Raw genomic sequence first — 25,327 nt, forward strand, 5'->3', positions numbered from 1 at the left:
CACGCTCCTAGCAGGCGCTTTCCCGTCAGGCCAGTTGGTCGCCAATGGGCAGGGACCGAATGCGCTTGCCCGTCGCCGCGAAGATGGCGTTGCACAGCGCGGCCGGGGCCGGCGGATAGGCCGGCTCGCCCAGGCCCGTGGGCCGGTTGTCGCTGAGCTTGAAATGCACCTCGACCGGCGGAGCCTCGGCCATTCGCAGCAGCGGGTGGTCTGCGAAACCGCTTTGCGTGGTCGCGCCGTTCTCGAAGGTGATCACCTGGTGCAGGGCGGCGCCGATGGCGTCCAGGATCGAGCCCTGCACCTGCTGCTCGGCCCCGCTGGGATTGACGATCTGCGAGCCGACATCGGCGACGGCCCAGACCTTGTGGATCTTCAGCGCGCCGTTGGTGACCGACACCTCCATGACCACGGCCACATAGCCCAGGTGGCTGTAGTGGCAGGCCACGCCAAGGCCCGTTCCCTTGGGGGTCTTGCGACCCCAGCCGGACTTCTCGGCGACAAGATCCAGCACTCCGCGCATCCGGCCGGTGTGGAAGCTGTCGCCCTGCCCGGCCTCGCCCAGAAGACGCGGCTCGCCCAGCAGCTTGCGGCGGAAGGCGATGGGGTCCTGCTTCGAAGCCACAGCCAGTTCGTCCGTGAAGCTCTGGATCACGAAGCCGAAGGCGTTGTTGGCTGGCGCGCGCAAAAAGCCGGTCGGCGCGCCCAGCGGCATCACCGACACGTCGAGCTTGTAATTGGCCACCGCCCGGCACGGAAACTGGGTGGCGTTCATGCCGGCGGCGGTGGCGAACTGCTCGCCCGCCCCGAAGGTCACGAAGTGGTCGCGCCAGCCCAGCAGATCACCCTTGGCGTCGAGACCAGCGGTCAGGTTGTGCCAGCCGCCCGGACGATAGAAGTCGTGCTGAGTGTCATCCTCGCGCGTCCAGACCAGCTTGACCGGCGCGCCGGCCAGTTTCGAGATGACCGCAGCCTCGACCATGTAGTCGTTCATCAGCCGCCGGCCGAATCCGCCGCCGCCCCGCACCAGATGGATGACGATATCGGCTTCGGCGATCCCCAGAGCGGCGGCGACCAGCTTGCGGCCGCTCTCGGGATTCTGGGTCGGGGCCCAGATCTCGACCTTGCCGTCCTTGAAGCTGGCCGTGCAGTTCTGCGGTTCCAGACTGGCATGTGCGATGAAGGGGTAGTCGTAAGCGGCGGTTACGACCTTGGCCGCGCCCTTGAACGCCGCGTCGACATCACCGTCGGCTCGCAGAGTGCGATGAGGCGGGGCCTCAGCCAGCTCGGCCGCCTTGGCGGCGAAGCCGGCGCTGCTTTGCGCTCCGGTCGGATGGTCGGCCCACTGGATTTCCAGCGCATTGCGGCCCTTGCGCGCCGCCCACCAGCTCTCGGCGACCACGGCGACGCCGGGCAGGATGCTTTGCAGGTTGGTCCCGCCCTCGACAACGAAGGCGCCCTTAACGCCCGCCACCGCCTTGGCCGTCGCCAGGTCGACACTGGCCACCTTGGCGCCGAAGGTCGGAGCTTTGGCGAAGGTGGCGTACAGCATGCCCGGCACGCGCACGTCGATGCCATAAAGCGGCTGGCCGGTCGTGATGGCGTCGATGTCGCGGCTCTGCTGGCGCTTGCCGATAATGCGGAAGGTCTTCGGATCCTTCAGGGTCAGACTCTTGGGATCGGGCGGCGTGAGGGCGGCGGCGGCCTGCGCCAGCTCGCCATAGGCCAGACGACGCTTGGTCTCGCCGTGGACCACGAAGCCGGGCTCGGTGGCGCAGGTTTCGGCGGCCACGCCCCAGCCGGCGGCGGCGGCGGCGATCAACAGGGCGCGGCCCGTGGCGCCCACCCGGCGCAGGCCGTCATATTCCAGCGTCGTGGCCATGCTGCCGCCGGCCACCTGGCGGCCAAAGACCTTGGTGTCGGCTATGGCCTGCTCGACGGTCACAGCCGACCATTCGACGTCCAGCTCCTCGGCGATCAGCATCGGCAGCGAGGTCTTGATGCCCTGCCCCACCTCGGGAACCTTGGAGACGATGGTCACCCCGCCATCCGGCGCGATACGGACATAGGCGCTGAGCTGCCCTTCACCCCCTGCGTGGCCTACGCCGGACAGGCTGAACGACATCATCAGGCCACCGCCCAGCGCGGCGCCGGTCTGCAGGAACAGGCGACGGTTCGGGTCGCGAAGCATCTCGCCGTCCATACTCAAGCTCCCTGACCGGAGGCGGCCTTGATGGCTGCCTTGATGCGGATATAGGTGGCGCAGCGGCAGAGGTTGCCGTTCATGGCCTCGTCGATGGCCGTGTCGTCGGGCTTGGGATTGGCGGAAAGCAGCGCCGTCGCCGACATGATCTGGCCGGCCTGGCAGTAACCGCACTGCGGCACGTCGATGGCCTTCCAGGCCTCCTGCACCTTGGCCCCGACCGGATCCTTGCCGACGCCCTCGATGGTGACGACCTTCTTGTCGCCCACGCGCCGCACCGGGGTGATGCAGGCGCGCACCGGCGCGCCGTCGATATGCACCGTGCAGGCCCCGCACTGGGCCGCGCCGCAACCGAACTTGGTCCCGACCATGCCCAGCGTATCGCGCAACACCCACAGCAGCGGCGTGTCGCCCTCGACCTCGACCGAGCGGGTTTCCCCATTGATGGTGAGCGTGAACGCCATGCCCGACTCCTGGCTCTAGGTTGCCAGCCTGATATTGCCTCACCCCGGCGATGGCGACGAGCGATTCCGTTTCCGAGGGCAAGTTGATCGTTAGGGTTTGACGGCTCGACGCATTCGTGGTTCGCGCTCAATCCAATAACAATCCGACTACGGACCATGATTTGACAACGCCACTGGGCTTCGCGTGACGTCTGTCGGGCAAGGCGCACCCCAGTGACGCAATACCGCGTTCCGACCTCGACGACTCAGAGGATCATTGGCGCTATTATTGGCTGGCGTCGCGACAAGACGGGCCACGCATCTGGATGTTGAAGACGTGACGGAGAAACCGGTCAAGCAGGGAGCGGCCAAGGCCAACGACAGACGTCGTCAGGTCGCCGCCCTGCCATGGCGCGGCGACGGCGCAACGCTTCAGATCCTGCTGGTCTCGTCGCGTGAGACCAAGCGCTGGGTCATCCCCAAGGGCTGGCCGATGAAGGATCGCACCGATCCCGCCGCCGCCGCCCAGGAGGCCTATGAGGAAGCCGGCCTCGACGGGGTGATCGTCAAGCAGTCGGTCGGCGACTACGAATATCTCAAGCGCCTGAAGAGCGGCGAGGCGCGGCTGGTCAGGGTCGATGTGTATCCTTTCCACGTCACGGGCGAGCACGAGACCTGGCCGGAAAAGGGCCAGCGGGTCCTGCAGTGGATGAGTCCGGTTGAGGCCGCGCTTGGTGTTCAGGAGCCGGAACTGCGCGACCTGATCGCCCGCTTCGCCGGCGTCGAGCTGCCGGAAGACGAACGCCCCGCCCCCGCCCGGGCCCCGACGCCGGTTCGCGTGGCCTTCCAGCGCCTGCGCCGCCGGGTGACGACGCTATGGGGTCGCACGCGGCGCTAGTCACAGCCTGTGGACAATTCGATCCGCGCGGCATAATGTTCTCATTATGTTCTGGATCGAGGTCCCATGCAACTTTCCCTGAGCCTCTCGCGTTCGCCCCTCGAAAGCGTCCGCGACGCCCTGCTGTGCGAGTTTGGCCCGCAGCGGCCGGTGGCGCGCATGGACCCCATTTCCCAACTGGTGAAGTCGTCGATCAGCGGCAGCACGCCCGACGCCGTGTCGTGGGCGGCGTTCCTGCGCCTGCGGGCCGAGTTCAAGTGCTGGGAGGATCTGGCCCAGGCGAGCGAAGGCCGGGTGCTGGAAATCATCCACGACGTCACTCACGCCCAGGATAAGGCGCGTCGTCTGCCACTGGCGCTGCGCATGATCGAGGCAAGGATCGGCTGGCTGTCGCTGAGCCATCTGAAGACCCTCACCGTGGACGCGGCCCGGCACGAACTTCAGAGCCTGCCGGGTGTCGGGGTCAAGGTCGCCGCCTGCGTCCTGAACTTCAGTGACCTGGCGATGCGCTCGCTGGTGATCGACACTCATGTCCAGCGCGTCGCCAAGCGTATCGGCCTGGTCGGCTCGGGCGACGCCACCCATGCCTATCACGCCCTAATGGACCTAGCGCCGGAGGCGTGGACGGCCGATGATCTGTTCGAACTGCACTGGCTGATGAAGCGGGGCCTGGGTCAGATGCTGTGTCCGCACGAAGCGCCCCGCTGCGGCGCCTGCCCGCTGAAACACGACTGCGCCAAGATCGGCGTCGGCCACAGCGCCGACGTCCTGGCCTGGCGACCGCGCGGCTGAACCCGGCGCGCCTTCGCGCGCTGAGGTGGAATGAACATTCGCATCGGTACGGCTGGCTGGAGCCTCTATCGCCTCGCCGACAAGTTCCCGCCCGAAGGCTCCGGGCTGCAACGCTACGCGACGCGGTTTAACGCCGTCGAGATCAACAGCTCGCTCTACCGGCCGCACCAAACCAAGACCTACGCTCGCTGGGCCTCCAGCACGCCCCCGGACTACCGGTTCGCGGTGAAGATCCCCAAGACGATCACCCATGAGCGAAGGCTGATCGACATCAACGAGCCTCTGTCCCGGTTCCTCGACGAATGCTCGGCCTTGGGCGAAAAGCTTGCGCCGCTGCTGATCCAGCTGCCCCCAAGCCTGAATTCGAGCCAACCGAAGTGGAGAGCTTTCTGGCGAACTGGCGAAAACGCACGTCGGGCGCGACAGTTATCGAGCCGCGCCACCCGGACTGGTTCACGCCCGAGGCGTCGACCATGCTGGCCGCATCCAAGGTCGCCAGGGTGGCGGCGGATCCCGCCAAGGTTCCAGAAGCGGCGAGGCCCGGTGGCTGGAGCGGCCTGACCTATCACCGCCTGCATGGCTCGCCGGTGATGTACCGCTCGGCCTATGAGGAGCCTGTCCTGGCCGACCTCACGGCCCGCCTGCAGACTGAGTCGGTCGCGGCCGAGGCCTGGTGCATGTTCGACAACACCCAGCTCGGCGCGGCGGCCAGCGACGCCCTGAAGCTGATGGAGCTTATCGCCCCGCCAGCTGCGTGAATGTCGCAGTGCCGATGCCGTAGCTGCGCCAGTCCTTGTAGTCGAAGTGCCACCACTCCTCAGGATAGACCTCGAAACCCTCGGCGAGCATGGCGTCGCGCAGGACCGCCCGCAGCTCGCGCTGCTTCGAGGCGCCGCCCACGAAGTCGGCATAGGACCGTAGCGACATCTCGTCATAGCGACTGGGCATCTCGACGACCTTGCCGGTCTTCAGGTCGTAAAGGGTCAGGTCCACCGCGCAACCGCGATTGTGCCGTGACCCCTTGGCGGGATCGGCCACGAAGATGCGGCTCTCCGGCGGCGTCGCCTCCCAGAACATCCAGGTCACGAACCATGGGCGATAGGCGTCATGGACCAGCAAGCCATAGCCCTTGGCTTCCAGGGCCTTGCGCGCGCGGCCCAGCGCCTGCGCGGCCGGGCGCTGCAGATAGGCGGCCGGGCGTTCGTAGAGCTTCAGGCCCATGAAGTTGTTGCGGCTGGCATAGCGGATGTCGAAGCGGATCGCCGGATCTAGGGTCGCCGGATCGACGAGATCGGCGGGCCGGCGCCCGGCCGTCTCGACCGGCGGCGTCGCGGCCAGAGCGCGAGATCTAAGAGCCTTGGGGTCGGCGCGAACCGTCTTGCGGATGCCGGCCTCGACCTCAGCGCCGAAGTCGCGGCGACGCAGGAAGCCGCCATCCAGCCGGACGCCACGCCTCGAGACGACCAGATCACCGCCGCCCTCGATCCGGTAGCGGCCCTCGCCCTCTGGAACCAGGCGCGCGGACGAACGTCCCGCCCCGTCCAGGAACAGTTCGCCGTCCTTCTCGAACAGGGTCAGAGGCGCGGCGGCGTCGCCATACTGGCCGACCAAATCAAGGTTCGCCGCGCGAGGCGCAGCGACGGCGACGCTCGCCGCCAGTCCCATGGCGATGGCGATAACAGCCGGAGAGGTCCTTATCATCGCTCGGTCGCCCTCCTGCCCGCCCTATTCGGCGTCGACGTGAACCCGCCGGAACCGGCCCTGCAGATAGACCAGCGGCTCATGGTCGGGATCATAGCGCAGCTTCACGACGCGGCCGACATAGACCCGGTGATCGCCGGCGTCGAAGACGTGATGGGTCTCGCATTCGAAATTGGCCATGCAGCCGGGCAGGATCGGCACACCCGTGCGCCAGATCTCTGTCTCGACGCCGGCGAACCGGTCGATGTCCTTCCGCACGAACTGGCGGGCCAGTTGCTGGTGGTCGGCGTGCAGGACGTTGACGGCAAAAACACCAGCGGCGTCCAGCCATGGCAGACTGCTCGACTTCAGATCGACGCAGATCAGCGCCAGGGGCGGATCCAGCGACACCGAGGTGAAGGAGTTGGCCGTCAGCCCCACCTTGCGCCCGTCCGCGCAGACCGTGGTGACCACCGTGACACCCGTGGTGAAACATCCGAACGCATTCCGCAAAGCCCGAGCGTCGTGTTCGGCGCCCTCGCCCAGTTCAATCGTGACCGCCTGACTCATCGCCAACTTCTGCGATGAAGCGCGGCCCGGGGCAAGCGTCAGGCGCGGCTTTCGATCAGAACGCCCGGCTTGCTTGCATCGAGGCCAAAGGTCACCGGCAAATGGCGCACATGCGGCGTCTGCAGGTTCAGGGCCTTGGCCCCGCGCGCCACGGCCAGCTTGGTCAGGGCCGCGGGGCCAAAACCGCTCTGGATACGCGGCCTGGCGCCCAGGCGCCTGCGCAGCACGCCGTTGGCATAGAGGACGTTGGCGCGCATCAAGGCCGGCGGAGTCATGAATTCGATCGACAGCGAGACGTTCAGCATCGGCCCGTTCTCGATCCGGTGCGGGGCGTTCTGCTTCCAGGTGATCATCTTGCCCGGCGTCAGATCATAGACAGCCGCGCCCTTGTCCCATTCGGGATCGAACGCAAACTGCTCGGCCGTCTCCTTGAGCACGATCTTCTCCAGATCCAGCTCACCCACATAGGGATCAGCGACCGGATAAACCCAGACCTTCTTCTGCCCCCGCAGCTGCCAAAGCGACACCAGCGGCACGTCCAGATGATAGAACACCTGGGCGTTGGCCGAGCTGATCAGCATGCCCAGATCCCGCTTGAAGGTGCGCAGGCCCGGAACCCGGGCTTCCTTCTCGGCGAAGATTTCGTCGCCCAGGGCGGCGTATTCCGGGACATGGTCGTTGGTGTGGCGCAGGTTCAGCCAGATGCGGCCGCTCTTGGTGGCGTCGAGCAGCTGGTCGCCGGTCAGGTTTCCCGCGGCGCCCTTGCGCCAGGTAGTCCAGGCCTTGGGGTCCTCGCCCATGGTGAAGACGCCCAGCTGGTCGCGGGGATAGAGGTCGAGCAGTTGCGCCAGGCCCTCGTCATCGAACATTGGGCGCTCGTGCAGCCCGTGCTCGAACGCCAGGTTCTCGGCGCCGAAGGCCTTGGCCTTCTCGGGCGTCCAGTCGGTGATCACGCTCACGCGGTTCTCCCGTAGAATTGGATCTTGAAAGGCCCCCACCACAGGGCCTTGCCCAGGCCGCGCGCGGCCTTGTCCAGCCAGTCGGCGCGGTCATTCGAACGGGTCAGCCATTTCAGGCCGGCCATTGCGCCGAATACGGCGGCTTGAGCGACGCCGATGGCCATCCAGCGCGCCACGCCGACCTTGTCCGGCGGGCTGGCGGCGGCGCAGTGGGCCGAAGGTCCCTGGCCGTAGGCGAAGGCGCGCGACAGGGCGTAGTCAAGGTTCAGGCGCTCGGGCGCGGGGTCTTCCCAGACCCAGGCCTCGGGCGCCCAGGCAAAGCGCGCGCCGGCCGCGTGCATCTGACCAAACAGCATGTCGTCCTCGCCGCCGATCTGATTGCGCTCGGTCGCGAATGGCAAGACCGGATCGGGCAAGGCGGCGCGGCGCAGCAGGCTGTCGCCGCAGCCGTAATAGTGGTCGATGACTCCGGCCTCGGCAGGACCCAGGCGCGAGAAGAAGCGCTCCAGATAGTCGCGATGCTCGATGAGGCTCTCCGGCGCTCTGCCCCGGACGGGGCCGAACACGACATCGGCGTCGTAGCGGACCTGCGCCGCTAGCAAGGCGGCAAGCCACCCTTCGGGCGCTTCTTCATCGTCATCAAGGAAGGCGATCAGCGCGCCCGAAGCCTTGGCCATGCCGGCGTTGCGGGCGTTGGCCACGCCCGCGCGGGGCTCGCGAACATAGTGGACCGGGCAAGTCGCGCCGGTCGCCAGAGCCTCGACGGTCGAACGGGCCGAGGCCACCTGGTCGTTGTCGACGACGACGATCTCCAGCGCGGCGAAATCCACATCGCGCTGGGCCAGCACTGACCGGACCGCGACGGCAAGACCGCCGAGCCGTCTCTGGGTCGGGATCATCACCGTCACATGGACCATCAACCGACCTCGTGCGCGCCGGCGCGACGGCGCGATTGGCCGGTCACCGCGTCGACAAAGCCGCGCATACGACCGCCGACGGTGAGCTCGACACTGGCGATAGCGTCCACGCGGCGGCGCACCCGGGCAACGACGCCAGAGCCGCGCCCGCCAGCCAGGTTCCAGGCGCCCTCCACCGAACTGGCCACCACACCGCCCATGCCGGGCGCCGTGACGGCGCCGTCGAGGGCGCAGGTCTGGGTCAGGGCGTAGGCGCGCTTGTAGTGATCGTGGCCCGGGCCGAGATCGTAGTGGGTCAAGCCCAGAGCCGGCATGGCCGCAATGGCGCGCAGGAAGAACAGCTGGCCCGGCGACCAAGCGCCAAAAGCCGGATTGGTCGAGGCGATCCACGGGTGATAGACCCCGCCCAGTCGAACGCCGAAATGGCCAGCGACCAGCTCATCGCCCGCATAGAGACCGATCAGCAGGCCGTGAAAGTCGCCATGCTGGCGCTCGAACAGGTCGATCAACAGGCCGCTGGTCCAGGCCGGGCGCAGGAAGTCATGCAGGCCTGTGCGTTGCAACTGTTCTCGCTTCCAGGCGATCAACAGGTCGAACGAGGCGCGGGAGGTGTCAGGCGCGACCAGACGCACTTGGCCCATTTCCCGCTCCAGCTTGTGGTCAAGCCGGCGGTAGTTCTTGATCTTCTTGGGGCTGGCGGCTCGAACGGCCTCAAGATAGTCGTCCGCACCGCCCTCGGGGGCGATGACGAAGGCCGATTGCGGCTCGCCCACGCCACCGAACACGGCGAACGGATCGATCAGGCCGGTGTAGCGAAACACGCCCAGATCGGCGGCGTGCAGCACGTCTTCGGCACTGAACCCCGGCTCAGGACGCGAGACGATCCCGTGATAGTCTGAAAGCGGCGAGCCGATCGCCCGCGCCAGACGTCCGGGACGGCGATGATGCGGCAGGAAGCCGAGGGTCTCCCCCCCCCGACGGATCACCGCGACGCGAGCATCCTCACGCACGCGGCCGACGGCCTGGGTGAAGTCGGGGCCAAGCAGAGGGTTGGCGAACGCTGGCTCAGCAGCAGCCATGCTGCGCCACAACGCGGTGTCCGCGGGCGCCAGACGGCTCGGGTGAAGGGTTTCGACGTCCAACATGTCCATCTGTCCTAGACCGAAGCGGTTAGGGAATGATGGAGAACAGCCGCAACCCTTAAGTCAGCTATCCGAACGTAGCTTTGAGGATCGTCTCGAGGCCCTGCTGATCGATCTCGTCGAAGGCGGCGGGCTTGTCGGAATCGACGTCGAAGACGGCGATCAGCTTGCCGGCCTTGTCGAACACAGGAACCACAATCTCGCTTTCCGAGCGGCTGTCGCAGGCGATATGTCCGGGGAAGGCGTGGACGTCGGGCACGAGTTGGGTTTGACCGGTTTCCGCCGCTGCGCCGCAGACGCCCCGACCATAGGCGATGCGCAGGCAGCCCAGCGTGCCCTGATAGGGCCCGACCACCAGCTCGCGCTCCTTGGCCGGATCGACCACATAGAAGCCGGTCCAGAAATAGTGGTCGAAACTACTCGCCAGCATCGAGGCCACGGTCGCCATGCGCGCCGTGACATTGGGCTCGCCGTCGAGCACCGAGGCGATTTCGGCGGCCACCTCGGCGTAGCGGATGGCCCGATCCTTGGTCAGGAAGTCAGCGGCGAGGGTCTTGTCGTTGAAAGCTTCAGCCATGGCGGGGATATAGCGCTTTCAGGAGCGAATGCGAGAGCGCTGGGCGACCCTCGGCAATCCGCCTTGTCGCGAGCCTCCAGCGACGCGGCCAATACATCGTTCTCAGCCGCGAACGCCGCGAGCTCCTTGATGGTCACAGGATCAGAAACCGAGCGCATGAGGGTCCTGGCTTTCTCCGCCTGTTCCCGCAATTCGGCCGCCGTCTTCGTCATGCCTCTCGAACGCGGCGACTTGCGAACCGTTCCTAGAGCCCTTTCCGACCTGATGGCTTCATCAGAAGCGGGCGAAAAGAGCTCTAAATCAGAAGTTTAGAGCATTTTTCGATCCGATAACCGTTTCACACTTATCGGAAAATGCTCTAGCGCGAAGTCGCGGTCCCTCTGCGGTTGCGTCACTGATCAAGCTTCGCCTTCGGAATTCTGAGTTTCGCGATCAACCCCTCGGGCGGCCACTCGTAGCTCACCTCGCCTCGGAAATGGCTCTTGATGATGCGGTTCAGCAGCTTGCCGCCAAAGCCCCCATCATCGGCCGGCGGCGCGACTTGCGGCCCGCCGCGCTCGGTCCAGGCGATCACTGCCTCATCGCCCTCGATCAGGCACGACACGTCTAGCAAGCCGGCTTGAGCCGATAGCGCGCCGTATTTGACCGAGTTCGTCGCCAGCTCGTGCAGAACCAGGGCCAGGTTCGTGGCCGCCGTTTCGCCAATACCCATCCTTGGCACCGAAACACGGACCCTACCGCTAAAGGCCCCGAGGTCGTCGTAAGGTCGCAGCAGGACAGAAATCAGATCGCCGAGCAGCGCCGCGTTCTCTGTCTGCCCCGGGACGGGTCGAACCATGTCATGGGCCCGTCCCAGGGCGGTCAGGCGTTGGGACAGCTCATGGGCCATCTCTTCCTTGGTTTCCGTGGATCGTGACGTCATCATCGTCAGAGAGCCCGCGACCGTGATCAGGTTCTTCACCCGATGGCTCATTTCGCCGGCCAGCAGTTCGTTGGCCTCCTCGGCCTGCTTTCGTCCCGTGACGTCGAGGAAAACGCCATACATCACGGCCCCGACGATCCCCTCGTCGTCCCCGCGTCCGCGAGCGGAGATCCAGCGAACCTCGTCGCCGACGAGGATGCGGAAATCGGTTTCATATTGGCCGACAATGCCCCGTGTGGCGTTGAACGCCGCTCTTACCCGGTCGCGGTCGGCGGGGTGGATATGAGAAGACAGGTCTTCGAAGGTGACTTCGGTGTCGAGCGGAATGGCCCAGAGGTCATAGCCGATTTCGTCCATCGTCAGGCGGTCAGTGTCGACATTCCATCCCCACAGGGCGATGCCGGCGGCCGTCACGCCCAGGCGCAGGTGCGCTTCATCCCACACAGGGGAACTCGGTTGAGTCACAGGGCCCGTCCATTATTTCTTGCAGCTTACACAGCAGCGTTCATGAGATCGACGGTGTCCCGGCGCCGAAGTTTGAAGCTCGATCGAGATAACGCACGGGAAGCAAGCCGGCTCCAGCACGTGAGCGGAACCTGCGCCGCAGGGCCAACGGATCGCTTTCAGGCGATGAGATCCAAAGGTCCGCTTACGGCGCCTCTGTGCAGCCTAGAACTCTTCCCACGCCCCCGGACGCGAAGCCGGCGCGACCTTCAGGGCGTTGCCCCCCTGCACATACCGCTGGCGGAAGCTTTCGCGGGTCGGGGCGGCGGTGGGACGCGGCGCGGGGCGCGAGGGAGCCTGCGGACGCAGCTGGTGGACCTCGGCCCCGACCTGGAAGCGGCCGACCAGTCGTTCCAGTTCGGCGGCTTCGCTGGCCAGGGCGCGGCTGGCGGCGGTGGATTGCTCGACCATGGCGGCGTTCTGCTGGGTGACCTGGTCCATCTGGTTCACCGCCTGATTGACCTCGGCCAGGCCGACAGCCTGCTCCTTGGACGAGGCGGCGATTTCGCCGACCAGTTCGTTGATCTCGGCGACCTGGACCAGGATCTGGTCGAGGGTCTGGCCGGTCTCGCCGACCAGTTTCACGCCTTTGCCGACCTGTTCGGTCGAGGTGCGGATCAGGGCCTTGATCTGCTTGGCGGCGTCGGCCGAGCGTTGGGCGAGCGCCCGCACTTCCTGCGCCACGACCGCAAAGCCCCTGCCCGCGTCGCCGGCTCGCGCCGCTTCGACGCCGGCGTTCAGGGCCAGTAAATTGGTCTGGAAGGCGATCTCGTCGATCACGCCGATGATGTTGGTGATCTCGTGGGAGGACTTCTCGATGCCGCCCATGGCCTCGACGGCCTCCTTGACCACCGCGCCACTGCGCTCGGCGTTGGCCTTGGCGCTCTGGGTCACCTGGCGGGCGCGGTCGGCGCCCTCGGCGCTGCGCTTGACGGTCGAGGTGATCTGGCCGAGCGCGGCGGCGGTCTGTTCCAGGCCGGCGGCCTGACGCTCGGTGCGTTGCGACAGGTCGTCAGAAGCGTTGCTGATCTCCGAGCAGCCGGCGCGGATGCTGCGGGCGGCGGTCAATATGCCGGCCATGGTCGTCTGCAGGCTGTCGACGGCGGCGTTGAAGTCGCGCGGCATCTTGCGGGCGTCGGCGGCGAAGCTGTCCTCGCGCATGCGCCAGATCAGGTCGCCGTCGGCGAGCTTCTCCATACCTTCACCCAAGGCCGAGACGGCGACGGCCTGAGCCTCGGAGAAGGCTTCAGCCTTGGCTTCGTGGCGCTGGCGCTCGGCCTCGGCCACGGTGCGTTCGGCTTCTTGCTCCGTGCGGCGGCGCTGGCCGTCGGCCAGGTCATGGCGGAAACCGTCCAGGGCGCGGGCGATGGCGCCGATCTCATCGCCGCCGGCGATGCCCGCGACAGGCTGGTCGTAGCGGCCGGCGCTCAGGCTATCAACCGAACGCGTCAGGCCGGCAAGCGGTGCGCGCACCAAGGCGCGGCTGGCCAGGAACAGCGCCGCCAGAACGGCCAGGGTGATCAGCACGCCGCCGGCGAACAGGATCTTGGCCAGCTTGTCGGCCGGGCCGGTAATGGCTGCTACTGGCACGTCCATGACCAGGGCCCAGATGGTGTTGAGGGCCGGCATGGCGATGGGGCGGACGATGCGCAGCATCGGAACGTTGCCGGCCACGATGCCCTTGATCTCGACCCCCTTGCCGCCGTCGAGCACGGCCTTCACGGCGTCGGCGCCCTCGTCGGCATAGGGCTTCATGTGCAGGGCGTCGTCGGGATGAGCGACCCACTGGCCGGTCGCCGAGACCAGCATGACCCGGCCGCCGTCAAGCGGATGCAGGGCGCCCAGCGCCTTGGAAAGATTGTCCAGCGACATGTCGAGGCCGGCGACGCCGATCAGCGTCCCGTTCGACATCACGGGCAAGGCGACGGACGACATCGCGACCTGGGCCGTGCCGACCGTGTCGAGATAGGGCTCGGTCAGGGTTGGCTTCCGCGAGGTCGCCGTGCCCGTGTAGTAGCTCTCGACGAAGTCCGTGCCATTGGCCTCGGATTGCTGCGACGGCGCGCCGTTCAGATTGACCCAGTGGGTCGAGAACCGCCCGTCCTTGTTGGAGGCCATGGCCGGATTGTTGACGAACTCGGCGTCCTTGCCATCCAGGGCGTTGGGTTCGGCCATGAACCAGGCGCCCATGACGCTGCTGGTGGCCAGGGCGTTCGGCTTGACGAGGGCCACGAACTTGTCGCGCTCAATCAGGCCGGCTTCATGAGCTGAGGCGATGGAGCCACGCATGGCGCCGGCCGCCGCAGCGGCGGCGTTGATATCGGACCGCACCTGCTCGATGGCTTCGTCAGCGACCGCGCCCGCATACTGGTTTGTCAGGCCCGAGACGATGCTGCTGGTGTGCGACGACACCGCCATGGCGGCGGCGATCAGCAGCAGGCCGATGGCCAGGCCCGCGACCAGGATCAGTTTCCAGGCGATCGTCAAACGACGGAACGCGGACATGGCGAGGGACTCCGGGCAACACTCAGGCTTCCCAGTCATTGGCCCCGATTCGTAAATCCGGCATTAACCACGTTGAAGTGCGACGTTTTGGCGGAGCTGGCACGGTAGCTGCTCCCCTCTGGGGGAGCTGTCGCGGAGCGAAGACGGCTGTCATCCCGGACAAGCGCGCAGCGCGCAGATCCCGGATGACAGCCTGAACTCAGCGCTTCCGGCAGTCCCGGATCTGCCCCCGGCTTTCGCCGGGGTTGTCCGGGATCACAACCTTTCCCCTCCCCCAGAGAGGAGGAGCTGTGAACTACCGCCCGTACCGCGCCTTCACCGGCTGGTAGCTGTCCCAGACCACGCCGTCGGCCACCGAGCGCAGCAGCTTGACGTATTCAGCGTGCGACCAGGCCAGGGGCGTGGCCGAGTCCGTGCCCTCGCCGCGCACATAGGGGTGGGCGGTGTCGGCCCCGACGCCGTCCCAGACCTGTTCGGGAATCAGCAGGCCGTCATTGGCGAACAGCTCCATCGCCTTGACATAGGTCTGGCGCACCGGCTCCAGCGCGCCCGGCGCCGGCTTGCCGCGCAGGGTGATGCGGGCGATCTCGTAATGGCCGCGTTCGCCGGTGAAGATCGGCCAGACCCGCCCGCGCTGGCCCGGCGCCATCTGATTGTTGGCGCCATAGTTGGCGCCGGTCTTGGTGTCCTCGCCATAGCCATCGACGCCGTAGCGGCGCCAGCCGGGGAAGGTCCCCGCCACGCCCGGGAAGGTGAAGCCGTAGCGGACGCGATAGAGGTCCTCCATCGACTCGTCGTCCAGCTCCGGCAGACTGGCGACGATGGCCGGGTCGTCGGCCGGACGCACACCATAGCGGACAAATTCCAGGAAGCCGGCGTCCAGCATCCTGTCCTCGGGCACCGGCTTCTGGCCGTTGCGCTCCTCGACGACGCTCTTGTTGTCGGGGTCCTGGTCGCTGTTGAGGCGCAGGAAGTACCTGCCGTCGCCCAGCGAGCCCTTGGTGGTGACCATCCGGCTCTCGACCTTGGCCGAATAGTCGTCGGCCGTGGCGCGATAGCGCACGGCGGAGGTCGCGTCGCCCGAAGCTTCGGCGATCTCGCCGGCCACCACCAGACCGGCGATCACCGCGGCCGTCGTGGAGGGCGAATAGCCGCCCTGCTCTTCCCAGCGCTCCTGCTGGGTAAAGGGCGGCACGATGGTGGCGCTGTTCCAGCCCAGGCCGACCTTGCCGCCCTCGACCAGAAAGTCCGCGGCCGGCTTGATCATCTTGCCGTAATAGGCTTTCAGCTCGTCGTCAGCGAGCCAGCCCTGTTTCCACAGCTTCCAGCCCAGCATGATCGGCATGGCCGTCTGATCCAGCTGGACGCCGACCCATTCAGGCGTGCCGTCGACCTCGGACTTCTGCAGGAACCAGCCGCCCTTGCCGGTATTGCCCTTGGTCTTCTCGCTCACCTGCACGGTGGGCAGGTAGCGGAAGGCCGCCAGCGGGGTCTGGACGTCGCCCAGCGCCGCCAGAGCCATGGCGCACTGGTAGAAGTCGCGCGGCCAGACCGCCTTGTAGCCGGTCGAGGGCTTGGAGGCGTCGACCGTGTCGCCCCACGGATTGGACAGTGATGCGATCAGGGCGCCGGCATAGGTGCGGTCCTCCTGCACCTTCAGCATCAGGGCGCTGGCCTGGACCAGCTTGCCGCCGTCCATGGCCGCTTCGCGCAGGCGCGGCAGCTCGTGCAGCGAGGCCAGATAGCTTTCCCAGCCGCTGTTGTAGCCGGCCAACACCTTGGCATAGCCGGTCTTCAGCGAGGCGTTGGCGGCCTGCGCGCTGGCGGCGGCGGAGGGGCCAAAGCCGATGGCGTAGTCCACGGTGACTTGGCTACGGGTCGAGGGCAGCTGGCCCGTCAGCATGATCGCGCCGCGATCCGCGCCGGTGCTGGCATAGAACTTGTCTAGCTTGCCGTCGGCCTTCAGGTCAGCCAGGCCGTCGGAGGCTCCGATGAAGCCGGCGCTGGCGGCGGCAAAGGGTTTGGAGCCCTTCAGGGTCAGGAACACGCCGGCCTCGTTGGCGGTCAGGGCGGTCTTGCTGGCCGCGCCCGCGTCATTGGCGCCGGTATTGGCCATGTGGGGCTCGAGCAGGAGGTACGGCGTTACCGAACCTTTCAGCGCCTTGACCGTCACGCGCAGAAACAGGCTCTGGCGGTCGGAGTCGGTGAATATCCGCTTCTCGATGACAAAGCGGCCCTGCTTGTCGGTGGTGGTGATCTTGTAGGCCGGCGACAGCGGACGGCCCTCGGCGTCGACGTGGAGGTATTCGGTCTTGGCGACGGTGTCGGGGCCCTCGACGGCGAGACCTGTCGAGGTCTGGACGGTGAAGCGCATTTGCTTGATCTGGGCTTCATGGATCAGGCCGTACATGGTCTCGGTCAGCACGCCGTCGGCGATCGAGAACCAGACCTTGGACACCGTCCCCGTGCGGCCGCCGTCCTTGTAGGCGCCATCGACATAGGCCTCATACGAAGCCCCGACGCCGGTCTTGGCGGCATAGGCCCAGGTCGAGGGCGCTCCCGGAGCGCCGGGGGCGGTTTGGGCCGAGGCGGCGCCGGCGAGCGCGCAGGCGGCGGTCGTGGCGAGGGCGATGATCTTCAGAGTACGCATGGGGACAGCCTCATGAATGGAGGGGCGGCTAGGCGCGCGCGGGCGCCTTAGCCTCATCAGGATCGGTGACGGCGAAGACCGAGACGGCGGCGGCAAGGAAGGCGGCCGCGCCCAGCACCAGGGCGTAGATTGCCTGGCCGCCAAAGAAGGTCTTCAGCAGGATGCCCAGCACAGTGGCGGCCAGCAGCTGCGGGATGACGATGAAGAAATTGAAGATGCCCATATAGACGCCCATCTTCCGGGCCGGCAGGGCTCCGGCCAGGATCGAATAGGGCGCCGAGAGGATCGAGCTCCAGGCGAAACCGACGCCGATCATCGAGATCCACAGCAAGCCGGGATCCTTGATCAGCGGGATCGACAGCAGGCCCGCCGCGCCCAGCGCCAGGCAGGCCGCGTGGCTGATCCGGCGGTTGGTCAGCCGCACCATGGTCGGGATCAGCAGGGCCGCCAGGGCCGCGACACCGTTATAGACGGCGAACAGCACGCCCACCCAGTCGGCGCCCTCATTATAGGCCTTCGAGGTCGTGTCGACGGCCTGAAAGTGCCAGGCCGATACGGCGGGCGTGGTGTAGATCCACATGGCGAACAGGCCAAACCACGAGAAGAACTGCACCACCGCCAGCTGACGCATGGTGGTCGGCATCAGGAAGGCGTCCTCCAGCACTTCGGAGAAGCCGTTCTGCGTCTTGCTGATCCGCTTCAGGCGAGCGCCGATGACGCCCGCGACGCCGAACGCGGCCAGCAGGCCGGCCAGGACGTAGAGTTCCTTCTCCAGCCGAAGGGTCCAGACCAGCAAGGCCAGGGTCGCGCCACCCAGCAGGCCGACCAGTCCCAGAAGCCCATAGCTGTTGATCGACGGATCCGAACGCCTCAGATCATCGGCGTTGTCCTGCAGACGGTTCGCGCGCTCGGCCTGCTCGAAGGCGGCCAGTTGATCCGGGCTGTATTCTTTGGTCGTGAAGACCGTCCACATCACCGCCAGCAACAGGCCCGCGCCGCCGGCATAGAAGGCGATGCGGACCGAGTCGGGAATCTGACCGGCCGGGGCGGTGTTGGCGACGTCGAACCAGTTGGTCAGGATCCACGGCAGGGCTGAGGCCAGCACCGCGCCCAGGCCAATGAAAAAGCTTTGCATGGCATAGCCGGTCGAGCGCTGCTCCTCGGGCAGGTTGTCGCCGACGAAGGCCCGGAACGGCTCCATGGTGATGTTGATCGAGGCGTCCATGATCCACAGCGCCGAGGCTGCGATCCACAGGGTGGGCGAGTTGGGCATGACCAGCAGCGCGGCCGTCGTCAGGATCGCGCCCCAAAAGAAATAGGGTCGGCGACGCCCCAGCTTGCCCCAGGTCTTGTCGCTGAAATAGCCGATGATCGGCTGGACCAGCAGGCCGGTGGCCGGGGCGGCGATCCACAGGATCGCCAGGTCGTTCACGTCGACGCCAAGCGTCTGGAAGATGCGGCTGGTATTGGCGTTCTGCAGGCCAAAGCCGATCTGGATCCCGAAGAACCCAAAGCACATGTTCCAGATCTGGAAGATACTCAGCTTGGCCTTTGTCATTCGCTTCCCCGCCAGCCCATCGGTTCGAGCCGATGATGCGCAAATTTTTCATAGACGTTCAACGAGCGCATTTGCGCACGCCACTTACGCCTGCGCAATCTCGATTTCCCGCATTTCAAGGGTTTGCAGGAGCTTCACTGCGGGCTCCAGCCCATCATCTGTAGGCAAGACGTGGCGAGCGGAGTCGCCACCCGGGGCTTCAAATTGCAAATATTCTCATAAATTTGCAAACATCTCGACCTTCCCGACCCCAAGCCGGGAAGGCCGAGAAAGAGACCTACTGGCGCGGCTTGCCCTTGCTGGCCGCCATGAACCGGATCGCCTGTCCGCCGCCCGGCGCGAGGCGCAGGGTCAGGACATCGCTGCTGGTCACCTCACGCTCCTCGATGACGATATCCTGCGGCGCGGTCTTCCAGTCGGCCTTGTCGCCGTCGCGATAGATCTGGGCCTTGTAGCGGCGGCCCGGCTCCAGGAAGCCCAGCGGCGCGGTCAGCACCCGGTCCTCCTCGTCGCTGATCGCGCCCAGGTACCAGTCGTCGCTCTTGCGGTCCTTGCGGGCGATAGTGACGAAGTCGCCGATCTCGCCATTCAGCACCAGGGTTTCCGACCAGTCGGTCGGCACGTCCTCGATGAACTTGAAAGGCTTGGGATTGGCTTCGTAGTTCTCCAGCAGATCGGCCGCCATGTGGATGGGGCTGTAGAGCGTGACGTACAGCGCCAACTGCTTGGCCCAGGTCGTGGCCACGCCATCGGGGGCCTTGGTCTTCATGCCGAAGATGCCCGGCGTGTAGTCCATCGGTCCGGCCAGCATACGGGTGAAGATCAGGTTGGTCTCATGCTCGGGCGGATTGCCCGGCTGTCCCCAGGCGCTGAACTCCATGCCCCGTGCGCCTTCCCGGGAAATCCAGTTGGGATAGGTGCGGCGCAGACCCGTGTCCTTGATCGGTTCGTGGGCGTTGATGGCGATCTTGCGCTTGGCCGCCTCGGTCACGACCTTCAGATGGTGGCGGGCCAGGTCCTGGCCTTCATGCCAGGCGAAATGGATCTTACCGTCTTGGCCCAGCACCTGGGCTCCGCCAGCATCGGCGACATAACCGGTTTTCACCGCCGTCACGCCGACCTTTTGATAGAGGTCGAAGGCCGCGCCCATCTGGCTCTCATAGCGAGCGACGTTGCCTGCGGTCTCATGGTGGCCGATCAGCACGACGCCCTTGGAGCGGGCATGATCGGTGACTTTCTTCAGGTCGAAGTCGGGATAGGGCTGCGTAAAGCTGAACTCATCGCCCTTGGCGAACCAGTCGCCGTCCCAGCCCACATTCCAACCCTCCACGAGCACGCCGCCCAGGCCATGCCTGGCCGCAAAATCGATGTGCTTGATAGCGTTTTCCGTGGTCGCGCCATGCTTGGCGCCGGATGACCAGGTCTTCTTGTCCAGGTGCATCTCCCACCAGACGCCGACATATTTCATCGGCTTGATCCACGAGACGTCGCCGAGCCTGTTGGGCTCGTTGAGGTTCAGGATCAGGTTGGAGGTCACCAGACCGCCAGCGGTGTCGGCGATCTGCATCGTCCGCCACGGCGTCGGGAACGGCGCGGTGCGCTCGACCTTGGCCCCGCCCGAGCCCGGCGTCAGATTGGCCTTGAAGCGCCGCCCCTCAACCCGCGTCAGGTTCATGCCAGAATAGTCGATCAAGGCCGCCTCGTGGAAGGCGATGTGCAGACCATCGTCGGTGCGCACGGTCATCGGCGTTTGGGCGTCGCCGACCTCTTCGGCCCGCGTGCGGTTGTAGAGATATTCCTCGCGGTTCCATTCGAAGGCCGGGATCCACCAGACTGTCGCAGGCTCGGACAGGGTGAACTCGGTCAGTTCCTCGCCGATCTTCACGTCCTTTAGATTTGCCTGATCGGGGAACTCGTATCGGAAGCCGACACCGTCGTCATAAACGCGGAACACCACGTCGAACCGGCGCTGCAGCCCGTTCTTCTCGGCCAGGGTGACGCGCAGCTCGTTGTAGTTATTGCGCACGAAGCGGCGCTCGCCCCAGGGCTGCTCCCAGGTCTCGTCGAAGGTCCTGGTCGCCTCACCGGCCAGCACCAGATTGCGCTCCAGCTTCGGTGCATCGACAAGGATGAAGCCCAGCCGCGAGGGCGCTATCACCGGCTTGCCGAGGCGAGAAACCGAGTAGCCGGGACGCCCGTCGCCGTCGGTGCTCACCTCGACCGACAGCACGTCAGCGGGCGAGGCGATCCTGGCCAATGGGGCCGCCAGGGCGGGCGCGGCGAGCAGCAGGAACGCCGCCAGGGCTAGGCGAAACAGCATCGGGAAACTCCGTTCAAGTCGGCGGCGCATGGACTTGCAAAGCTCCGTCGGCGATGCCTTAAGAGGCTTATGAAAACTTTTGCGGCAAAATTTGCAGTCGGCGAGAATCAAGCGTGAGCAAGGGCGTCACCCGTCTGGAAGACCTGGCCAAGATGGCTGGTGTTTCGATCTCGACCGCCTCGCGGGCGCTGAACGACAGCCCGGCCGTTAACAAGCGCACCAAGCAGGCGATCTGGAAGCTGGCGCGCGAGATGGACTATCCGTTCCGCCGCTACATGCCCGCCGGCCCGATCGGCGCCGAGGCGACGATCGCCATCGTCGTGCCGCGCCCGCAGGGTCGTGACAGCGGCATGTCCGACCCCTTTTTCCTGGAACTGCTGGCCGGCGTCGGCGAGGCCGCCAGCGAGCGCGGCTGCGATATCCTGCTCAGCCACATTGCTCCCGGCAACTTCGATGACCTGTCGGTGGCCATGACCACCAGCCGGGCCGAGGGCGTGATCTTCCTGGGACAGAGCTCGCTGCACGCGGCCTTCAACCGCCTGTCGGAGACCGAGGGACGCTTTGTGGTCTGGGGCGCGCAACTGCCTGACCAGAACTATTGCTCGGTGGGCTCCGACAACCCGATGGGCGGTCGCCGAGCGACGCTTCACCTGGCGCGGCTGGGCCGTAAGCGCATCGTCTTCCTGGGCGACACCGAGGCGCCTGAGGCCATGCAGCGGCATCGCGGCTATCTGGACGCGTTGGAGCATCAGAAGCTGGGCGTCGATCCAGACTTGATCGTGCCGGCCCATTTCGAGGTCGAGTCCGCCGAGGCGGCCATCGACTCCCTGATCCATCGCGGCGTGCCATTCGACGGTGTCGTGGCGGCCTCCGACCTGATCGCCCTGGGGGCCATTCGCGCCCTGAAGCACGCGGGCCTGTCGGTGCCCGGCGACGTCTCGGTGGTCGGTTTCGACAACGTGCCGTTCGCCCGCTACAGCAGCCCGGCCCTCAGCACCATCGCCCAGGACACGGCCAAGGCTGGCCGGCTGATGGTCTCCAAGCTGCTGGACGCCAGCGGTGAAAAGGCCAGCCGCTCCGAACGGGTGCCCACGGATCTGATCATCCGCGAGTCCTGCGGGGGCTGACCCTTCGGTCACGCCCGCCGCGCCATCAGTCCGCTGCAGGGCGGCATCACGCCATCGCCCGGCAGGTTGATGCTCTCCAGCGCAACCCAGCCTTCCGGCGGCGACCAGGCCACGGCCTCGTGGCCGAGGTTGAAGGCGAACAGCAGGGCCTCGCCGCCTTCGCCGCGTTCGAAGATCAGCAGCGGGGTATTGGTCTCGACGAAAGCCACAGCGCCCGTACGCAGGGCTGGATAGCGCTGGCGCAGGGCGATCAACCGACGCGCTACATGCAGGGTCGAAGCCGGATCAGCCTCCTGCGCATCGACCGCCAGCGGCAGGTGGACAGGATCGACCGGCAGCCACGGCTCGACGGCCGAGAAGCCGGCGTTCGGCGCGCTCGACACCCACGGCATCGGCGTGCGAGCGCCGTCGCGACCCAAGGTCTGAGGCCAGTTGGCGATGGCTTCGGGATCGACCAGACGCTCGAACGGCACATTGGCCTGGGGCAGGCCCAGTTCCTCACCCTGATAGATGAAGACATTGCCACGCAGGGCGATCAGCAGCAGCAGCGCCATCTCGGCAAAGGCTTTCAGGTCACGTCCCTCGGCCCATCGCGACACCGCACGTGGCGCGTCGTGGTTGGAGAAGGTCCAGGACGGCCAGCCCTCGCCGTCGTCGCCCGGCCACATAGCCTGGCCCTGGCGGATCATCTGTGCGCTCAGTTGGTCGGCGTAGAGGTAGAGGAAGCCGTAAGCGCTGTTGAGGCGGCCGCCACCGGCCGTGAACAACTTCATCTCGCGGTCGGCATGATCGCCGCCGACCTCGGCCACCGAGAACAGGCCGCCGTGGGCATCGGTCAGGGCGCGAATGCGGCTGAGGAAAGCCGGGATGTCGGCATGGCTCTGGTTGTGGATCTTGTCCTGAAAGTCGAACGGCCGGGTGCGCTTGCCGCCCGGCGGCAGTGGCGGATTGTCGGTCAGGGCCGGATCATGCATCGAGAAATTGATGGCGTCGAAGCGGAAACCTTCGACCCCGCGGTCGATCCAGAACTTGGCTGAGGCCAGCAGAGCATCCTGCACGGCCGGCAAGTGCACGTTCAACTGCGGCTGCGAGGCCAGGAAGTTGTGCATGAAGTACTGGCCGCGCCGCGCATCCCAGGTCCAGGCCGGGCCGCCGAACACCGACTGCCAATTGCTGGGCGGCGTGCCGTCCGGCCTGGCGTCGGCCCAGACATACCAATCAGCATACGGATTGGTGCGGTCCTGCCGGCTGGCCTCAAACCACGAATGCTCGTCCGAGGTATGCGAGAACACCTGGTCGATGATGACCTTCAGGCCCAGGCCATGAGCCTTCTCGATCAGGCGGTCGAAATCGGCCAGGTCGCCAAAGATGGGGTCCACGGCCAGATAGTCCGAAACGTCGTAGCCGAAATCCTTCATCGGCGACTTGAAGAACGGCGACAGCCAGATGGCGTCAACGCCCAGGGACGCGATGTGCTCGAGCCGCGCGGTAATCCCCGGCAGGTCGCCGACGCCGTCGCCGTTCGAGTCGGCGAAGCTGCGCGGATAGACCTGATAGATCACCGCGCCGCGCCACCATTCGGCGTCCATTGCAGACTCCACAGCCGGACGTGAAAGAACCTTGACCGTCACTGTAGCCCCTTGGAAACGCAGATCATGTAGTCCAGCGGGCCGACCTCGACCCGATAGCTGCCGGGCGCGCTGGACGCCCCGGCGCAGGCGCCGCGCACCGACCGCCAGGCGCGCGAGGCCGTTTCGACCTCGACCTGGGCGGCGATGGGCGCGGAGCCCGTATTGAACACGACGAGATATTCGCTCCCGTCCGCCATGCGAGAAAGGGCCAGCAGGCCGGGCTTGTCGTTTTGTGCTCGTACGACCTGGCGACCAGACCGCAGAGCGGCGTGTTCGGCGCGAATCCTGGCCATGCCGGCGAGGCGGCCATAGAGCGGGCTGTCTACACGATAGCTGTCGGTCGCCGTCGTCGCCCCGGCGCCGCCCAGGCGATTGTTGCTCCCGACCAGACGGTTGTCGTTGTAGCTGGAGACCTTGCTGGCGAACATGTCCTCGCGACTGTCGGCATAGTCGCCGTCGCCGGTGAAGCCCTGCTCGTCGCCGTAATAGATGGTCGGCACGCCGCGCGAGAACATCATCAAGGCGTGGCCCAACGTGACGCGCTCCAGCAGCTCGGCGTCGGAAACGCCCGGATTGGCCTTCAGCACGAAATGGCCAAAGCGGCCCATGTCGTGATTGCCCAGAAAGGTCGGCAACTGCAGCGCGGTCGCCTCGCCGCCCTGATAGATCACGTCGACGGCGAACACCCGGGCCAGCCGGTCCGTGCCGGCCTTGCGAGCGACGATGTCGGTGACGGTCGACTGGAAGGCAAAGTCCAGCACGGCGGGAAAGCCATCGACCTTGGTGTGGCGAGCAAGGGCCGCGACATCGCTGTCGAACACCTCGCCGAAGATGTGGAAGTTCTCGATGCCCTTGGCCTTGGCGCGCGCCTGCATGGCCGGGATGAAGACCTGCCAGAACGCCGGCGCCACATGGCGGGCGGTGTCGATCCGGTAGCCGTCGATACCGAAATCGTCGATCCACTGACCGTAGATGTCGATGAAACCCTGAACCACGCGGGGGTTCTCGGTGAACAGGTCGTCCAGCCCCGCAAAGTCGCCGTGCAGCGAGCTCTCGCCCGCAAAGGTGCTGTCGCCGCGATTGTGATAGTTGGCCAGGTCGTTCAGCCAGGCCGGCTTCTTTACGCTCTCCTCGCCGGCCGGAACGTAGGGGCTGTAGGCGTAGTCAGGCCGCGTCAGCTTGGCGAAGTTCTCGGCTGTTCCGACGCCGTCTCCTGCGAAGCCGCTATTGATCGTCGCGCCGGCGATCCCGCCGCGCGTCGCATAAGGATAGTCGGCCTTGCTGCGATAGCCGCAGTCATTGGCCGGGCACTGGCGATACTGGATCACGTCGGCGGTGTGGTTGGTGATGATGTCCATATAGACCTTCATCCCCCGCGCATGGGCGGCGTCGACGAAGGCCTTGAACTCGGCGCGCGTGCCGAAATGCGGATCGACGTCGGTGAAGTCGGTGATCCAGTAGCCGTGGTGAGCCGCCGACTCGCGGCCGGGCGAGCCCTGCACCGGCTTGTTGCTGAAGATCGGCGCCAGCCACACCGCGGTCGCGCCCAGGCCCTGGATGTAGTCGAGCTTATGGGTCAGGCCCTTCAGGTCGCCGCCGTGATAGAAGCCGGCGCGGGTCGGATCGAACCCCGTGACCAACGGACCTCCTATCAGGCCGCCATGGTCATTGCCCGTGTCGCCATTGGCGAAGCGGTCAGGCAGGACGAAATAGATCACCTCGTCAAAAGGCTTGCGTTGTAGGTAGGCGTTCGACGCAGGACTCGCGGTCGCGACTGCGCAGGCCGCCGTCAGCGCCCCACCGACCGCCAAGGCCGTCAGTCGTCGTCGCCAGAAGCCCCAAGCCGACATCGTTTCCCCCCTGTCACGCGACGGTTCCGCTATCCGGTACCGTTCACTGCAACTATTTGCATAAATTTGCAGGTGACTTGCT

The 25,327-nt window shown here is 66.2% G+C and carries 19 protein-coding genes and 1 pseudogene; 5 read left to right on the forward strand and 15 right to left on the reverse strand.

The annotated features are described in order from the left end of the window. Nucleotides 1-25: 25 nt before the first annotated feature. Together ACP69S_RS00555 and ACP69S_RS00560 are read right to left on the reverse strand one after the other, a co-directional pair. Nucleotides 26-2,200, reverse strand: coding sequence for a molybdopterin cofactor-binding domain-containing protein (locus ACP69S_RS00555; protein ID WP_425993837.1), 2,175 nt, complete (start codon nucleotides 2,198-2,200; stop codon nucleotides 26-28). 2 nt (nucleotides 2,201-2,202) lie between these two features. Then, nucleotides 2,203-2,664 (reverse strand): (2Fe-2S)-binding protein, encoded by a 462-nt coding sequence (locus ACP69S_RS00560; RefSeq protein WP_425993839.1) that lies wholly within the window; start codon nucleotides 2,662-2,664, stop codon nucleotides 2,203-2,205. Nucleotides 2,665-2,980: 316 nt separating this feature from the next. Between ACP69S_RS00560 and ACP69S_RS00565 the strand changes: the two genes are divergently transcribed. The 4 genes and pseudogenes from ACP69S_RS00565 to ACP69S_RS00580 all read left to right on the forward strand — a co-directional run bounded on the left by ACP69S_RS00565 (nucleotide 2,981) and on the right by ACP69S_RS00580 (nucleotide 5,091). Continuing rightward, nucleotides 2,981-3,541 carry an NUDIX hydrolase gene (locus tag ACP69S_RS00565; RefSeq protein ID WP_425993840.1) on the forward strand — a complete coding sequence of 187 codons (561 nt, stop codon included), beginning with the start codon at nucleotides 2,981-2,983 and terminating at the stop codon, nucleotides 3,539-3,541. 66 nt (nucleotides 3,542-3,607) lie between these two features. Next, complete coding sequence (locus ACP69S_RS00570) at nucleotides 3,608-4,333, forward strand: endonuclease III domain-containing protein (RefSeq protein WP_425993842.1); 726 nt, start codon at nucleotides 3,608-3,610, stop codon at nucleotides 4,331-4,333. 30 nt (nucleotides 4,334-4,363) lie between these two features. Next, nucleotides 4,364-4,633: pseudogene (locus tag ACP69S_RS00575) on the forward strand (DUF72 domain-containing protein); the annotation flags it as partial. Between the two features lie 77 nt (nucleotides 4,634-4,710). Continuing rightward, nucleotides 4,711-5,091, forward strand: coding sequence for a DUF72 domain-containing protein (locus ACP69S_RS00580; protein ID WP_425993843.1), 381 nt, complete (start codon nucleotides 4,711-4,713; stop codon nucleotides 5,089-5,091). On the opposite strand, the gene ACP69S_RS00585 is transcribed toward ACP69S_RS00580, so the two are convergent. From ACP69S_RS00585 to ACP69S_RS00635, 11 genes are all read right to left on the reverse strand, one after another. Further along, on the reverse strand, nucleotides 5,069-6,034 hold the full coding sequence (locus tag ACP69S_RS00585; RefSeq protein ID WP_425993845.1) for a M15 family metallopeptidase: 966 nt from the start codon (nucleotides 6,032-6,034) through the stop codon (nucleotides 5,069-5,071). The genes ACP69S_RS00580 and ACP69S_RS00585 overlap by 23 nt on opposite strands. 24 nt (nucleotides 6,035-6,058) lie before the next feature. Further along, a complete protein-coding gene (locus ACP69S_RS00590) occupies nucleotides 6,059-6,583 on the reverse strand; it encodes a flavin reductase family protein (RefSeq protein WP_425993847.1) in 525 nt (174 codons plus the stop codon). Nucleotides 6,584-6,621: 38 nt separating this feature from the next. Then, nucleotides 6,622-7,623 carry a hypothetical protein gene (locus tag ACP69S_RS00595; protein ID WP_425994291.1) on the reverse strand — a complete coding sequence of 334 codons (1,002 nt, stop codon included), beginning with the start codon at nucleotides 7,621-7,623 and terminating at the stop codon, nucleotides 6,622-6,624. After that, nucleotides 7,539-8,459, reverse strand: coding sequence for a glycosyltransferase family 2 protein (locus ACP69S_RS00600; protein WP_425993849.1), 921 nt, complete (start codon nucleotides 8,457-8,459; stop codon nucleotides 7,539-7,541). Before ACP69S_RS00600 ends, ACP69S_RS00595 begins: the two co-directional genes overlap by 85 nt. Beyond that, nucleotides 8,459-9,604, reverse strand: a complete 1,146-nt coding sequence (locus ACP69S_RS00605) for a GNAT family N-acetyltransferase (RefSeq protein WP_425993850.1) — start codon at nucleotides 9,602-9,604, stop codon at nucleotides 8,459-8,461. The genes ACP69S_RS00600 and ACP69S_RS00605 overlap by 1 nt, the downstream gene beginning before the upstream one ends. 64 nt (nucleotides 9,605-9,668) lie before the next feature. Beyond that, a complete protein-coding gene (locus tag ACP69S_RS00610) occupies nucleotides 9,669-10,178 on the reverse strand; it encodes a GAF domain-containing protein (protein ID WP_425993852.1) in 510 nt (169 codons plus the stop codon). Between the two features lie 391 nt (nucleotides 10,179-10,569). Beyond that, nucleotides 10,570-11,544, reverse strand: coding sequence for a sensor histidine kinase (locus ACP69S_RS00615; RefSeq protein ID WP_425993854.1), 975 nt, complete (start codon nucleotides 11,542-11,544; stop codon nucleotides 10,570-10,572). A gap of 225 nt (nucleotides 11,545-11,769) precedes the next feature. Then, nucleotides 11,770-14,109 (reverse strand): methyl-accepting chemotaxis protein, encoded by a 2,340-nt coding sequence (locus ACP69S_RS00620; RefSeq protein WP_425993856.1) that lies wholly within the window; start codon nucleotides 14,107-14,109, stop codon nucleotides 11,770-11,772. Nucleotides 14,110-14,404: 295 nt separating this feature from the next. Further along, nucleotides 14,405-16,759 carry a glucan 1,4-alpha-glucosidase gene (locus ACP69S_RS00625; RefSeq protein ID WP_425993858.1) on the reverse strand — a complete coding sequence of 785 codons (2,355 nt, stop codon included), beginning with the start codon at nucleotides 16,757-16,759 and terminating at the stop codon, nucleotides 14,405-14,407. A 28-nt stretch (nucleotides 16,760-16,787) separates the two neighbouring features. Then, nucleotides 16,788-18,317 (reverse strand): MFS transporter, encoded by a 1,530-nt coding sequence (locus ACP69S_RS00630; RefSeq protein WP_425993860.1) that lies wholly within the window; start codon nucleotides 18,315-18,317, stop codon nucleotides 16,788-16,790. A 277-nt stretch (nucleotides 18,318-18,594) separates the two neighbouring features. Further along, the gene (locus ACP69S_RS00635) at nucleotides 18,595-20,637 is read right to left on the reverse strand and encodes a glycoside hydrolase family 97 protein (RefSeq protein ID WP_425993862.1); all 2,043 of its coding nucleotides are present in this window, start codon (nucleotides 20,635-20,637) and stop codon (nucleotides 18,595-18,597) included. A gap of 89 nt (nucleotides 20,638-20,726) precedes the next feature. On the opposite strand from ACP69S_RS00635, the gene ACP69S_RS00640 reads away from it, so the two are divergent. Further along, nucleotides 20,727-21,764: a LacI family DNA-binding transcriptional regulator gene (locus tag ACP69S_RS00640; protein WP_425994293.1), complete on the forward strand. Its 1,038-nt coding sequence runs from the start codon at nucleotides 20,727-20,729 to the stop codon at nucleotides 21,762-21,764. An 8-nt stretch (nucleotides 21,765-21,772) separates the two neighbouring features. On the opposite strand, the gene ACP69S_RS00645 is transcribed toward ACP69S_RS00640, so the two are convergent. Next, nucleotides 21,773-23,416, reverse strand: a complete 1,644-nt coding sequence (locus ACP69S_RS00645) for an alpha-amylase family glycosyl hydrolase (RefSeq protein ID WP_425994296.1) — start codon at nucleotides 23,414-23,416, stop codon at nucleotides 21,773-21,775. After that, on the reverse strand, nucleotides 23,392-25,245 hold the full coding sequence (locus ACP69S_RS00650; protein WP_425993864.1) for an alpha-amylase family glycosyl hydrolase: 1,854 nt from the start codon (nucleotides 25,243-25,245) through the stop codon (nucleotides 23,392-23,394). Before ACP69S_RS00650 ends, ACP69S_RS00645 begins: the two co-directional genes overlap by 25 nt. Nucleotides 25,246-25,327: the final 82 nt, after the last annotated feature.

The sequence above is a fragment of the Caulobacter sp. DWR1-3-2b1 genome, from assembly GCF_049895765.1.
GTDB lineage: Bacteria > Pseudomonadota > Alphaproteobacteria > Caulobacterales > Caulobacteraceae > Caulobacter.

Bases quoted from the DNA above. Each gene is read 5' to 3' on its own strand.
- ACP69S_RS00555 (WP_425993837.1), bottom strand. From the start codon at position 2,200: ATGGACGGCGAGATGCTTCGCGACCCGAACCGTCGCCTGTTCCTGCAG.
- ACP69S_RS00560 (WP_425993839.1), bottom strand. From the start codon at position 2,664: ATGGCGTTCACGCTCACCATCAATGGGGAAACCCGCTCGGTCGAGGTC.
- ACP69S_RS00570 (WP_425993842.1), top strand. From the start codon at position 3,608: ATGCAACTTTCCCTGAGCCTCTCGCGTTCGCCCCTCGAAAGCGTCCGC.
- ACP69S_RS00585 (WP_425993845.1), bottom strand. From the start codon at position 6,034: ATGATAAGGACCTCTCCGGCTGTTATCGCCATCGCCATGGGACTGGCG.
- ACP69S_RS00590 (WP_425993847.1), bottom strand. From the start codon at position 6,583: ATGAGTCAGGCGGTCACGATTGAACTGGGCGAGGGCGCCGAACACGAC.
- ACP69S_RS00600 (WP_425993849.1), bottom strand. From the start codon at position 8,459: ATGGTCCATGTGACGGTGATGATCCCGACCCAGAGACGGCTCGGCGGT.
- ACP69S_RS00605 (WP_425993850.1), bottom strand. From the start codon at position 9,604: ATGTTGGACGTCGAAACCCTTCACCCGAGCCGTCTGGCGCCCGCGGAC.
- ACP69S_RS00610 (WP_425993852.1), bottom strand. From the start codon at position 10,178: ATGGCTGAAGCTTTCAACGACAAGACCCTCGCCGCTGACTTCCTGACC.
- ACP69S_RS00620 (WP_425993856.1), bottom strand. From the start codon at position 14,109: ATGTCCGCGTTCCGTCGTTTGACGATCGCCTGGAAACTGATCCTGGTC.
- ACP69S_RS00625 (WP_425993858.1), bottom strand. From the start codon at position 16,759: ATGCGTACTCTGAAGATCATCGCCCTCGCCACGACCGCCGCCTGCGCG.
- ACP69S_RS00630 (WP_425993860.1), bottom strand. From the start codon at position 18,317: ATGACAAAGGCCAAGCTGAGTATCTTCCAGATCTGGAACATGTGCTTT.
- ACP69S_RS00635 (WP_425993862.1), bottom strand. From the start codon at position 20,637: ATGCTGTTTCGCCTAGCCCTGGCGGCGTTCCTGCTGCTCGCCGCGCCC.
- ACP69S_RS00650 (WP_425993864.1), bottom strand. From the start codon at position 25,245: ATGTCGGCTTGGGGCTTCTGGCGACGACGACTGACGGCCTTGGCGGTC.